Genomic DNA, 12,869 nt, shown 5'->3' on the forward strand with positions numbered 1-12,869 from the left:
GGCGGGCAGCCCAGGCTGCCCGCTTTTTTTGGCGCCGCCCCGACCCGGCGCGATAAACGCGCATTTTTCGCACAGTCGTGCTAAATTCGCGCCATGACTGCCAAGACCGAAAAAAGCGAGCTGACCTTCGCGGCCATCGTGGACGCGGCCCTCGACATGGCCGCCGCCCAGGGGCTGGAGAGCCTGTCGCTCGGTCAGTTGGCCAAGCGCCTGGGCATCAGCAAGAGCGGCGTTTTCTCGCGGGTGGGATCGCGCGAGGCCCTGCAGCAGGCCGTGCTCGAGGAATACGACCGCCGTTTCGTGGCGGCCGTCTTCACGCCCGCCATGGCCCAACCCCGCGGCCTGCCGCGGCTGAACGCGCTCGTCACGCTATGGATCGATCGCGCCTGCAATGTCGAGTTGCTGACCGGCTGCATCTACGTGGCGGGCGCTTTCGAGTTCGACGACGTCGAGTCGCCCTTGCGGGCGGTGCTGGAAGAGCGCCTCAAGCGCTGGCGCGCCACCATGGTGCGCACGGTCGGCCAGGCGTTGGAAGAAGGCCACTTGCGGCCGGACACCGATCCGGAACAACTGGTGTTCGAGGTATACAGCCTGATGATCGGGCTGATGCATGACGCCCGTTTCCTGCGCGATCCACGCGCCCGTGAACGGGTGCGGGACGCCTATGAGCGGCTGATTTCCACATATCGCAGCTTCAAGTACATCGCGTAGCCGTTGCAACGGACGCCGGCATGGGCCGGTATTTTTTTCGGCTAATTTCGCACGATCGTGCGATTTTTGAAAAAGGGAACGAAGTCATGGTCTTATACATCGGTGGGGCCGTCTTCATTGCGGCGCTGGCGCGTCTCTGGCTGATGTGGCGCGCCCTCCTGCGCCAGTTACCGGACCAGCCGCAGCATCTGGTGCTGTTCTAGGCGCGCCCATCGGCGGGCTGGCCGGCTTGCGGGGCGGACCGGCGCGTGGCGCTCGCCTGCGGCGCGCATCCCGGTCTATATTTCACCTTCACTCCCCGTCTCTGCCCCATGTCGCGCTCCGTTCACCTACTGATCATCGATCCGCAGAACGATTTCTGCGACCTCCCCGCGCAATACCTGCCCGCCGATCCGCTGACGGGCCAGGCAGTCGCGCCCGCACTGCCTGTGCCGGGCGCACATGCCGACATGCAACGGCTGGCGCGCTTCATCGATGCCACCGCGCCCGCGCTGTCGGCCATCACCGTCACGCTGGATTCGCACCATCGGCTCGACATCGCCCATCCGACCTTCTGGCGTAGCGGCGATGGCCGGCCGGTGGCGCCCTTCACCCCCATCACCGCCGGCCAGGTGCGCTCGGGCGCCTTCGAGCCCCGCCACGTCGACGACCTGCCGCGGACACTGTCGTATCTGGATGAATTGGAGGCGCGCGGCCGCTACACGCTGATGGTCTGGCCGGTGCACTGCGAGATCGGCACGTGGGGCCACAACGTCCATCCGGACGTGCGCGCCGCCTATGGCCGCTGGGAGGACGAACGCCAATACATCGTGCGCAAGGTTCCCAAGGGCGCCAATCCGTGGACCGAGCACTACAGCGCACTGATGGCCGAGGTGCCGGATGCCGACGACCCGCGCAGCCAGCTCAACCGCAAGCTGCTCGATTCGCTGGACCGTTCCGACCTCATCATCGTCGCGGGCGTGGCCGGCAGCCATTGCGTCAAGGCCACGGTCGAACACATCGCCGAGCACCTGCCCGGCGGCAACCTGTCGCGCGTGGTGCTGCTGACCGACTGCATCAGCCCGGTCACGGGCTTCGCGGATGCGCAATCCGGGTTCCTGCAGCGCATGCGCGACCTCGGCATGCAGGCGCGCAGCAGCGTGGACATGGCGCGCGCTCTGGCTTGAGGCCGGCGACGCCGCAATCCGCGGCGATCAAATGACAACGGCCGCACGCGTGCGCGTTGCGGCCGTGTGGCGATGGCAAAGCTGGTGAATCAGGCGGCGGGCTTGTCCTGGCACTCGACGTACAGGGCGCTGATCGCCTCGCACAGGGCCGGCGGCGCCTGGAACAGGCGTGCAACCAGCATGCAGCCCTGCACCGTGGCGAAGACCGCCCGGCCGGCCGCTTCAGCGGTGCCCGAGAATTTCAGGGTGCCTTCTTGGGCGCCTTGCGCCAATACCCGGGTCAACCAGGCTTCGTGCGCACGGAAGAATCCCTGCAGCGCGCCGCGTACGCGGTCGGGCAGGCTCATCATTTCGGCGGCCAGCATGCCGCCCAAGCACAGTTCGCCGTGGCCGCAGGCCTTCGACTCCATCATCGACAGATAGGCGTCGAGTTGGGCGTGGGCCGGCTGCGCGGTGTCGATGCTGCGCACCGACGCCAGGGCGCGGGCGCTGTAGGCTTCAACGGCCTCGTAGAGCAGGTCGTCCTTGCCAGGAAAGTAGTAGTGGATGCTGGACGTCTTCACGCCCACATGCTCGGCCAGATCGCGATAACTGAAGCCGTTGCAACCGCGGGTACGGATCAGCTTCTCGGCGTGGGCCAGGAGCTGGTCGCGGGTGGTGTTGGGGGTCGGAGTGTCCATGGCTGAATATTACCTACTAATAGGTCGGTTCGTCATCGGCGGTATCCCTAGGCGCAGATCCGATGCAACCGTGCGAACCCCGGCCGGGAATGATCCCGCCCCCCGAGGTTCGCAGTGGCCGTCATCGAACTCAGCCTTGCACGGGCGGGTAGTCCAGCTCGCCGCTTTCGGTCAGGCCTTGGGCGCGGGCGGCGGCCAGCTCCTGCTTCACCTGGGCGCGGCTCTTGTCGCCCGCGCTGGCGAAGGCGGTGGCGGCGTAGCCTTCTTCACCGCTGGCCAGTTCGCCGTTGGCACGGGCGGCGGCCAGTTCTTGCTGCACCTGGACTCGGGTCACCGTGCTTTGGGTGTCCGCGGCGGGCGGATAGTCCAGCTCACCGGCGTGGGCGGCGCCCAGGAACGAGGCGGTGAGAATCAGGGCGGATACGAGGGTCTTCATGGTGGATCTCCGGAAAAAGGATTGGGTACTACAGTTCGGAAAAGCTATCTATGTATAGATAGGCATGTGGTCGAAAAAGATCAGCCTTGAACGGGCGGGTAATCCAGTTCGCCGCTGTCGGTCAGGCCTTGAGCACGGGCGGCGGCCAGTTCCTGCTTCACCTGGGCACGGCTCTTGTCACCGGCGCTGGCGAACGTAGTCGCGGCATAGCCTTCTTCGGTCGTCGCCAGTTCACCGTTGGCGCGGGCGGCAGCCAGTTCTTGCTGCACCTGGGCGCGCGTCACCGTGCTTTGGGTGTTCAGGGCGGGCGGGTAGTCCAGTTCGCCGGCTTGGGCGGCGCCGATGAAGGAAGCGGACAGGATCAGGGCGGATACGAGGGTCTTCATGATGATCTCCAGATAACGATGATGAGGATGTTTCGTTTAAACTATCTACTTATAGGTAGACAACACGGCAAATAAAAAAGGGGTGCTACTGTATTTCTGGTTTGGGGCGGCGCGGCGGTGTTGCTGGGTGCTGCGTCGATGGATGAATCTTACCTACTACTAGATAGATAGCGCAAGAGGCTTTTATGAAACTAAATATTTCATTCTGCCTAGCTGCGCTTTTCCTCCTCATGCCCTCCTAGGCCCTCTCTTCCCCTTCGGCCGCTCCGTCACCGTGGCATGCCTCGCGGGTGCCCCAGCCCCAGATGGGGAACATCAAGCCGCTGCAGCGAGGTCGGAATGCGCCCTTTCGCCCCCTTGTTGAAAAGCTGTGGAAAAGCCCCGAATCACGGTGCACAAGCTGTGTATATGCTGTGTGCAGCCTGGAGCCGGCAAGCCCCCTCTGTTGCCTGCAGATCGAGTCTACGCGCGGCTTGCGTGCCGGTGGGGAAGTCCGGATCCGAAATCCTGCGGGTTGATCTGCCGTCACGCCGGCCCGGGCAGGCAAGGGACCTGCCTGGCAGACCCTGTGAACAAACGGTGGACAAGGCCCGAAAACCAGTGGGCAAGCTGTTGAAATGCTGTGCACAGCCTGTGGATAGATAGCGAGATTTCCCTGGAAAGACAGCGGCTCCCGCAGCAGCGCGGCCGTGGCGGCGCCCAAACGGCACAAAGCCCGGCAAGCGCAAGGCTTGCCGGGCTTTGTTCGTGAACCGTCGCGGAAGACGCGATCAGAACGGAATATCGTCGTCCATGTCGGCCAGGTTGGCGCCGCCGCCGGCGGGCGCTGCCTGGGGCGCGGGACGCTGCTGCGGCGCCGGGCGCTGTGCCGGGGCGCGCTGCTGCGGCTGGCGCGCGGGCGCGTCGTCGTAGCCGCCGCCACCGCCGTAGCTGCCGCCACCGCCGCCGCCGTCTTCGCGGCCGCCCAGCATCTGCATCTGGTCGGCCACGATTTCGGTGCTGTAGCGGTCAGCGCCAGTGTCCTTGTCCTGCCACTTGCGAGTCTTCAGGCGGCCCTCGATGTAGACCGAGCGGCCCTTCTTCAGGTATTCGCCGGCGATTTCGGCCAGGCGGTTGTACATGACCACGCGGTGCCATTCGGTTTCTTCGCGGCGCTCGCCCGATGCCTTGTCCTTCCAGGTGGAGGTGGTGGCGATGGACATGTTGCAGATTGCGGCCCCGTCGGGGCTGTAGCGGACTTCCGGGTCGCGACCCAGGTTGCCCACGAGAATGACTTTGTTAACCGATGCCATGCCGTTGTCCCTCTGTTGTTGACAGCCTGTGCCACGCGTTGCCGCGAGCGCGCCGGCAACAACATAAATAGCGATGTTGAAGACCGGCTTCATGAAACTCGCCGGTCATCGCAGCGATGACCGGCGACGCCGGTGAAGCCCTAATTTGCCTTCTATTATCGACGAAAAGCGTCTGGCGCGCCAAACCCGATTGGTGACAAAGCCATCCGTCCAGGGAAACGATTTCACCGCTGTTGGACACCGTTGGCGGCGCGATCCGCGACTTTCGCCAACCGCGGTCTTCTAGGCCAGCGGCTTGAGCGCCCACGTCACGGCCAGCCAGACGGCGGCCAGCACCGCGGCGCCGACAAACACCGCACCGGGGCCGGAATGCGAGGCGATCCAGCCGCCCAATGCGCCGCCGGTGAACAGGCCTGCGGCCTGGGCAGTGTTGTAGAAGCCCAGCGCCAGGCCCTTGTAGGCCTGCGGCGCCACCCGAGACACCAGCGAAGGCTGCAGCGCCTCCAGTACGTTGAAGGCCACGAAGAAGCCGGTCAGCGCCGCCGCCAGGGTGTAAAAGCCGTGGCTGGCCGCCGGCAGCAGCGCGCACACCAGCACCAGGCCGGCCACGGCGGCGCGCAAGGCGCCCCGGTGGGCGCGGCGCTTTTCGGCCACGAACACCACCGGCACCATCAACACGAACGACACCAGGATCACAGGCAGATACACCTTCCAGAGCTCACGCGCATCCAGGCCGCCAACTTTGGCCAGCAACGCCGGCACCACGACGAACAGCGACACCTGGATCAGGTGCAGCACGAACACGCCGAAATTCAGCCGCAGCAGGTCGACATGGGTCAGCACCTGGCGCGGACTGGCGGCCTGCATGCTGCGGGCCTGCGTACGCGGCACCACCGGCACCACCCAGCGCGCCACCGCCAGGCACACCACGCCCAGACAGGCGATGGTCCAGAACAGGCCCGACAACCCCCACCAGCCCACCAGCAGCGGCGACAGCACCAGCGACGCGGCGAACGACAGGCCGATCGAGCCGCCCACCATGGCCATTGCGCGGGTGCGCACCTCGTCACGGGTGGCGTCGGCCAGCCAGGCGGTCACGGCGGCCGAAATGGCCCCGGCCCCCTGGATGGCGCGACCGATGGTGATCCAGAACACGTCGTCGGCCTGCGCGCAGACCACGCTGCCCGCCACGAACAGCAGCAGGCCGAACAGCACCACCGGCCGGCGGCCCCAGCGGTCCGACGCCAGCCCGAAGGGAATTTGCATGAACGCCTGGGTCAGGCCGTACATACCCAGCGCCAGGCCGACGCGGGCGGGGTCATCCCCCCCGGGCAGGCCGCGGGCGGCCACGGCGAACACCGGCAGCAACAGGAACAACCCCAGCATCCGCGCGGCGAACAAACCGGCCAGCGCCACGCTGGCACGGCGCTCGGAAGGGGTCAATTTCAGTTTCGTGTCTGCCGGCATGCGGAATTTTCAACGATGACGAGGGCCGTTCGCGCGTGAATGTCATGCGCTGGCGGTCTGATCTATGGCCTGGGGACTCGGCGCGCTATAGTACCAAGTTGGCCTTTGCAACCGCTTAAAAGAGCCCGATAGACGTGACCATACGCATTCGGGGTGCCCGCACCCACAATCTCAAGAACGTCTCGCTGGATCTGCCGCGCCACAAACTGGTGGTGGTTACCGGCCTGTCCGGCTCGGGCAAGTCCTCGCTGGCATTCGATACGCTCTACGCGGAGGGGCAGCGGCGCTACGTCGAAAGCCTGTCCGCCTACGCGCGCCAGTTCCTGCAGTTGATGGACAAGCCCGACGTCGACCTGATCGAGGGCCTGTCGCCGGCCATCTCGATCGAGCAGAAGGCGGCGGGCCACAACCCCCGCTCCACGGTCGGCACCATCACCGAGATCCACGACTACCTGCGCCTCTTGTACGCGCGGGTCGGCACGCCCTATTGCCCGGACCACGGCCTGCCGCTGCAGGCGCAGAGCGTCAGCCAGATGGTGGACGCGGTGCTGTCCTGGCCGGCCGACACCCGGCTGGCGGTGCTGGCCCCCATCGCGCGCGGCAAGAAAGGCAGCTTCGAGGACGAATGCGCCAGCCTGCAGGCACAGGGCTACGTGCGCCTGCGCGTGGACGGCCAGATGGTCGAAATCGACGGCATGGCGCCGCTGAAGAAAACCGAGAAGCACGACATCGACGTGGTCATCGACCGCCTGCGCATCAAGCCCGAAAGCAAGCAGCGCCTGGCCGAGAGCTTCGAGACCGCGCTGCAACTGGCCGACGGCCGCGCGCTGGCGCTGGACATGGACGGCGCCCGTGAACAGGTCTTCTCCAGCCGCTACGCCTGCCCGGTGTGCAGCCACAGCCTGCCGGAACTGGAACCGCGCCTGTTCAGCTTCAACAACCCGATGGGCGCCTGCCCCAGTTGCGATGGCATCGGCCAGGTGGGGTTTTTCGATCCCAAGCGCGTGGTCGCCTTCCCCGAGCTGAGCCTGGCGGCCGGCGCCATCCGCGGCTGGGACCGCCGCAACGCCTTCACCCACTCGCTGCTGACCAGCCTGGCGGCGCATTACGAATTCGACATCGAGGCGCCCTTCGAGGACCTGCCCGAGGCGCTGCGCGACAAAGTGCTTTACGGCTCGGGCGACGAGGAAATCTCGTTCCTGTACCTGAATGAAAAAGGCCGCAGCACCGTCAAGCGCCACACCTTCGAAGGCGTGATTCCGAACCTGGAACGCCGCTGGCGCGAGACCGATTCGGCCACCGTGCGCGAGGAATTGGGCAAGTACCGCAACATCAAGACCTGCCCCGACTGCTGCGGATCGCGCCTGCGGCCGGAAGCGCGCAATGTACTGATCGGCCAGGATCCGCGCGGCGGCGAGCGCCACGGCCAGGCCATCTATGAAGTCGAAGCGATGCCGCTTTCGACCTGCCTGGCGTGGTTCCGCGACCTCACCCTGACCGGATCCAAGCAGGAGATCGCGCAGCGCATCGTGCGCGAGATCGAGGCGCGCCTGAGCTTCCTGAACAACGTCGGCCTGAACTACCTGTCGCTGGACCGCAGCGCCGACACCATCTCCGGCGGCGAGGCCCAGCGCATCCGCCTGGCCAGCCAGATCGGCTCGGGCCTGACCGGCGTGATGTACGTGCTGGACGAGCCCTCCATCGGCCTGCACCAGCGCGACAACGATCGCCTCATCGGCACGCTGCAGCACCTGCGCGACCTGGGCAACAGCGTCATCGTGGTCGAGCACGACGAGGACATGATCCGCATGGCCGACTGGGTCGTGGACATGGGCCCGGGCGCGGGCGAGCACGGCGGCGAAGTGGTGGCGCAGGGCGATCCCGAGACCGTGCAGCGCGACCCGAATTCGCTCACCGGCCAGTACCTGAGCGGCCAACGCGCCATCGCCATCCCGCAGCGCCGCCCCGTCACAGACGAGCTGCCCTGGCTGACCCTCACCGGCGCCACCGGCAACAACCTCAAGAACGTCGACCTGCGCCTGCCTGCCGGCCGGCTGATCTGCGTCACGGGCGTATCCGGCTCGGGCAAATCGACCCTGGTCAACGACACGCTGGCGGTGGCGGTATCGCGCCAACTGCATCACGCCCAGAGCGAACCCGCCCCCTACACCGCGATGCAGGGCCTGGAGAACTTCGACAAGATCATCAGCGTCGACCAGAGCCCGATCGGCCGTACGCCGCGCAGCAACCCGGCCACCTACACCGGCCTGTTCACCCCGATCCGCGAACTGTTCGCGGGCGTGCCCGAGGCCCGCACCCGCGGCTACGATCCCGGCCGCTTCAGCTTCAACGTCAAGGGCGGCCGCTGCGAGGCCTGCCAGGGCGACGGCGTGGTCAAGGTCGAGATGCACTTCCTGCCCGACATGTACGTGCCCTGCGACGTCTGCCACGGCAAGCGCTACAACCGCGAAACGCTCGAGATCCGCTACCGCGGCCGCAACATCAGCGAAGTGCTGGACCTGACCGTCGAGCAGGCGCTGGAGTATTTCGAATCGGTGCCGGCGATCGCGCGCAAGCTGCACACGCTGATCGATGTCGGCCTGTCGTACATCCGGCTGGGCCAGAGCGCCACCACGCTGTCGGGCGGCGAAGCGCAGCGCGTGAAGCTGTCGCAGGAACTGTCGCGCCGCAGCACCGGCCGCACGCTGTACATTCTGGACGAGCCCACCACCGGCCTGCATTTCCGCGATATCGAACTGCTGCTGCAGGTGCTCAACCAGTTGGTGGACAGCGGCAACACCGTGCTCATCATCGAGCACAACCTGGACGTCATCAAGACCGCGGACTGGCTCGTCGACATGGGCCCCGAAGGCGGCGACGGCGGCGGCCGGGTCGTGGCGCAAGGCACGCCGGAAGACGTGGCGGCGACGCCGGAAAGCCACACCGGACACTATCTCGGCAAACTGCTGCGCCGCACGCCCGGCGGCTGAACGGCGCGGCGCAATCAGGGCCTGTCACTAAGGGGAATCGGCATGTACACCTTGATCATCGGCAACAAGAACTACTCGTCGTGGTCGCTGCGGCCATGGCTCGCGCTGCGCGCCACCGGCGTCGCTTTCACCGAACAGAAGCTTGGCCTGTTCACCGAGGCGTTCGCCCGCCACCTGGAAACGCTCACGCCCGCCGGACTGGTGCCGGTGCTGCTGGATGGCGACCTGGCGGTCTGGGACTCGCTGGCGATCTGCGAATACGTGGCTGAACAGCATCCCGAGGCCCGCCTGTGGCCGCAGGACGCCCGCGCCCGGGCCCGCGCCCGTTCGCTGGCGGCGCAGATGCACAGCGGCTTCGGCGCGCTGCGCCAGGCGCTGCCGATGAACATCGAGGCGCACCTGCCTGGCATCGACATCCCCGAGGCAGCGCGCCAGGAGATTTCGCGCATGCACGCCATCTGGCAGGACACGCGCGCGGAATTCGGCCAGGGCGGCCCGTTCCTGTTCGGCGCCTTCTCGATCGCCGATGCGTTCTTTGCCCCCGTGGTGTCCCGCTTCGTCACCTACGGCATCGCCGCGGCCGGCCCGGTGCGCGACTACATGGACGCGGTGCTGGCGCTGCCGGCGATGCAGGAATGGATGCGCGACGCGCGCGCCGAAGCCACCTTCGTCGAGGCCGACGAGCCCTACCGCAAGCATCGTTGACGCCGCTGGGCCGCGTCTCGCCACCTGAACCCGGCGCGGGTGCCGCCCAGGACACGTCAGCCTGAACGCCGCCTGGCGTCGGCGCCTAGCTCATGTCGAACAGGCGCCGGTGCTCGCGGATGGCGTAGCGGTCGGTCATGCCGGCGATGTAGTCGGCGATGGCGCGGGCCTGGTCGTTGAAGGCGGCGCGCCGATAGTCCGGCGGCAACAGGCGCGGATCGTCCAGGAACGCCGCGAACAGTTCGCGCACGATGCGCCGCGCCTTGGTGGTCATGCGCAACACGCGGTAGTGTCGGTACAGATTGTCGAACAGGAACTTCTTGAGTTCGTCGGCTTCGCGCCGAATGTCGTCCGAAAACCCAGCCAGCGGCGGCGCGCGGCGCACGTCGTCGGCGCAGGCTGGCGCCACCTCGCGGATGCGCGCCAGCGACGTGCGCGTCAGGTCGCCGATCAGCGTATTTATCATGCGGCGGATGGTCTCGGCCACCGCGCGGCGCGACGCCAGTTCGGGATAACGCGCCAGCACCTCGGCATGATGACGCTGGAAGATGGACACGCCCTGCAATTGCTCCAGTGTGATCAGTCCCGAGCGCAGGCCGTCGTCGATGTCGTGGTTGTTGTAGGCCACTTCGTCGGCCAGGTTGGCGATCTGCGCCTCCAGCGACGGCTGGGTGCGCGCCAGGAAACGTTCGCCCACGGCGCCCAGTTGCCGCGCATGGGCCGCCGAGCAATGCTTGAGGATGCCCTCGCGGGTCTCGAAGCACAGGTTCAGGCCGTTGAAATCGGCATAGCGCTCTTCGAGCTCGTCGACCACCCGCAGGCTCTGCAGGTTGTGCTCGAAGCCGCCGGCCTCGGGCGCCAGCTCGCGCATGCAGGCGTTGAGTTCGTCCTGGCCGGCATGACCGAACGGCGTGTGGCCCAGATCGTGCGCGAGCGAAATGGCTTCGGTCAGGTCTTCCGACAGCCCGAGGCTGCGCGCCAGGGTTCGCGCGATCTGCGCCACTTCCAGGCTGTGCGTCAGGCGCGTGCGGAACAGATCGCCTTCGTGGTTCACGAAGACCTGGGTCTTGTACTCCAGCCGCCGGAACGCGCCGGAATGGATGATGCGGTCGCGATCGCGCTGGAATTCCGTGCGGTTTTCCGGCGCGGGTTCGGCATAGGCCCGGCCGCGCGATCGGGACGGGTCGGATGCATAGGAAGCCAGTTCTTTCATCTGCGACACCGTCTCTCCAGCATTCTTTATTGAGTGGTTCGGGCCAGTACGGCGCGCACGGCATCGGCCGGCGCCGCCCGCGTCATCGCTTCGCCGATGCGGGTCATGAGCACGTAGCGGATCTCGCCGCCCTCGGTCTTCTTGTCGACCTGCATCAGGTCGAGCCAGCGATCGGCTCCCAGGTCGGGCGCAACCGCGGGACAGCCGATGGCCTCGACCAAGGCGCGCACGCGGGCCACGTCGGCGCGGGGAAAGCCTGCCACGTCCGCGGACAGTTCCGCCGCCTGCACCATGCCGCAGCCGACCGCCTCGCCGTGCAACCAGGCGCCATAGCCCAGGCCCGCCTCGATGGCGTGGCCGAAGGTGTGGCCCAGGTTCAGGATGGCGCGCAGGCCGGATTCGCGTTCGTCCTTGCCCACCACCTGCGCCTTCAGTTCGCACGAGCGGCGGATGGCGTAGGCGATGGCCTGCGGGTCCAGGCTGCGCAATTTCTGCGCATTCTGTTCGCACCAGGTCCAGAATTCCGGATCCAGGATCAGGCCGTACTTGATGACTTCGGCCAGGCCGGCCGACACTTCGCGCGCCGGCAGCGTGGCCAGCACGGCGGTGTCGATCTCGACCGCCAGCGGCTGGTAGAACGCGCCGATCATGTTCTTGCCGAGCGGATGGTTCACGGCCGTCTTGCCGCCGACCGACGAATCGACCTGGGCCAGCAGGGTCGTGGGCACCTGCACGAAACGCACACCGCGCATGTACACCGCGGCGGCGAAGCCGGTCATGTCGCCGATCACGCCGCCGCCCAGCGCCACCAGCACGCAGCGGCGGTCCAGGCGATTGCCCAGCAGCGCGTCGAAGATCAGGTTCAGGGACTGCCAGTCCTTGTACGACTCGCCGTCGGGCAGCTCGATGCGCAGCACCCGCTTGCCGGTGCGCGCCAGGGCGGCTTCGGCGCGTTCGCCATACAGCGCCGCCACGGTCGGGTTGGTCACCACCGCGATGGCGGTGGCGTCGGCGGGGATGCTTTCGTCCAGGGCATCCAGGCGCCCCGGCGCAATGCGGATAGGGTACTGTCCGCCCGGGGTGTCGACCTCAACAACGTTCATATCTGCTTCTCGAAGGCTTGTAATTGCGGCAGGAGCGCCTTGACCAGCGTGTGGATGGGCATGGAGCCGGTTTCCACCACCAGGTCGGCGACTTCCTTGTAGAGGGGCTCGCGCAGGGTCATCAGGTCGCGCAGCGTGCCGCGCGGATCGGCGGTGGCCAGCAGCGGCCGGTTGCGATCGCGGCAGGTGCGGCGGAACAATTCGTCCACACTGGCCCTCAAATAGACCACGATACCCCGCTCGCGCAGGCGCGCCCGGTTTTCGGCGGCCAGGATGGCGCCGCCACCGGTGGCGAGAATTATGTTGCGCCGTTGGGTACACTCTTCCAGGGCGGCGGATTCCCGGCGACGGAAACCGGCCTCACCCTCGATTTCGAAGATTACCGGCACCCGTACGCCGCAACGCGCCTCGAGCTCATGGTCCAGATCGATAAAATCGCGCCCCAGGGCACGCGCCAGGCCACGGCCGATGGTCGTCTTGCCCGCTCCCATCATCCCCACCAGGAAGATGGGCAGGTCGTGCGGCAACGACACGGCCTTGCCCAGGCACTCCGAGGCGCAGGGCTGGTTTTCGGGCGCCTCGCCGGAGGGCGCCAGGTCCGGGGCAGCCTCCGGACATGAGTGAGCGGAAAAGTTCATGACGGCATTATCACATCTGCCGCCAAGTTGCCCGCGCGCCACACTGAACTATCTTGTTACAGAAACCGATCCGCCACACTGC

The 12,869-nt window shown here is 66.7% G+C and carries 12 protein-coding genes; 4 read left to right on the forward strand and 8 right to left on the reverse strand.

From position 1 onward, the window contains the following. Window positions 1-93: 93 nt before the first annotated feature. A complete protein-coding gene (locus tag ACUDCK_RS28170) occupies window positions 94-711 on the forward strand; it encodes a TetR/AcrR family transcriptional regulator (protein ID WP_064523978.1) in 618 nt (205 codons plus the stop codon). A gap of 311 nt (window positions 712-1,022) precedes the next feature. After that, a complete protein-coding gene (locus ACUDCK_RS28175) occupies window positions 1,023-1,877 on the forward strand; it encodes an isochorismatase family protein (RefSeq protein ID WP_175167914.1) in 855 nt (284 codons plus the stop codon). Window positions 1,878-1,966: 89 nt separating this feature from the next. Here ACUDCK_RS28175 and ACUDCK_RS28180 read toward each other — a convergent pair whose 3' ends face one another. From ACUDCK_RS28180 to ACUDCK_RS28200, 5 genes are all read right to left on the reverse strand, one after another. After that, a complete protein-coding gene (locus ACUDCK_RS28180; RefSeq protein WP_064523974.1) occupies window positions 1,967-2,557 on the reverse strand; it encodes a TetR/AcrR family transcriptional regulator in 591 nt (196 codons plus the stop codon). A gap of 130 nt (window positions 2,558-2,687) precedes the next feature. Further along, the gene (locus ACUDCK_RS28185; protein WP_054500257.1) at window positions 2,688-2,993 is read right to left on the reverse strand and encodes a DUF4148 domain-containing protein; all 306 of its coding nucleotides are present in this window, start codon (window positions 2,991-2,993) and stop codon (window positions 2,688-2,690) included. Window positions 2,994-3,073: 80 nt separating this feature from the next. Continuing rightward, window positions 3,074-3,379, reverse strand: a complete 306-nt coding sequence (locus ACUDCK_RS28190; RefSeq protein WP_054500256.1) for a DUF4148 domain-containing protein — start codon at window positions 3,377-3,379, stop codon at window positions 3,074-3,076. Between the two features lie 770 nt (window positions 3,380-4,149). Beyond that, a complete protein-coding gene (gene ssb, locus ACUDCK_RS28195) occupies window positions 4,150-4,671 on the reverse strand; it encodes a single-stranded DNA-binding protein (protein ID WP_026382027.1) in 522 nt (173 codons plus the stop codon). 282 nt (window positions 4,672-4,953) lie between these two features. Next, entirely contained in the window at window positions 4,954-6,138 is a 1,185-nt protein-coding gene (locus ACUDCK_RS28200) for an MFS transporter (protein ID WP_175167913.1), read from the reverse strand. A 134-nt stretch (window positions 6,139-6,272) separates the two neighbouring features. On the opposite strand from ACUDCK_RS28200, the gene uvrA reads away from it, so the two are divergent. Beyond that, window positions 6,273-9,128 carry an excinuclease ABC subunit UvrA gene (gene uvrA, locus ACUDCK_RS28205; RefSeq protein ID WP_420867711.1) on the forward strand — a complete coding sequence of 952 codons (2,856 nt, stop codon included), beginning with the start codon at window positions 6,273-6,275 and terminating at the stop codon, window positions 9,126-9,128. A gap of 42 nt (window positions 9,129-9,170) precedes the next feature. Further along, entirely contained in the window at window positions 9,171-9,833 is a 663-nt protein-coding gene (locus ACUDCK_RS28210) for a glutathione S-transferase family protein (protein ID WP_049077207.1), read from the forward strand. Window positions 9,834-9,918: 85 nt separating this feature from the next. On the opposite strand, the gene ACUDCK_RS28215 is transcribed toward ACUDCK_RS28210, so the two are convergent. From ACUDCK_RS28215 to ACUDCK_RS28225, 3 genes are read right to left on the reverse strand one after another with little or no spacing between them, the layout of a single operon-like run. Further along, a complete protein-coding gene (locus ACUDCK_RS28215) occupies window positions 9,919-11,046 on the reverse strand; it encodes a deoxyguanosinetriphosphate triphosphohydrolase (protein WP_175167940.1) in 1,128 nt (375 codons plus the stop codon). Between the two features lie 26 nt (window positions 11,047-11,072). Then, window positions 11,073-12,149 (reverse strand): 3-dehydroquinate synthase, encoded by a 1,077-nt coding sequence (gene aroB, locus ACUDCK_RS28220; RefSeq protein ID WP_445659283.1) that lies wholly within the window; start codon window positions 12,147-12,149, stop codon window positions 11,073-11,075. After that, window positions 12,146-12,787, reverse strand: a complete 642-nt coding sequence (locus ACUDCK_RS28225; RefSeq protein WP_054500250.1) for a shikimate kinase — start codon at window positions 12,785-12,787, stop codon at window positions 12,146-12,148. Before ACUDCK_RS28225 ends, aroB begins: the two co-directional genes overlap by 4 nt. Between the last annotated feature and the right edge of the window lie 82 nt (window positions 12,788-12,869).

This window comes from Achromobacter sp. CF-sbj1-Ac2-l (assembly GCF_052698165.1).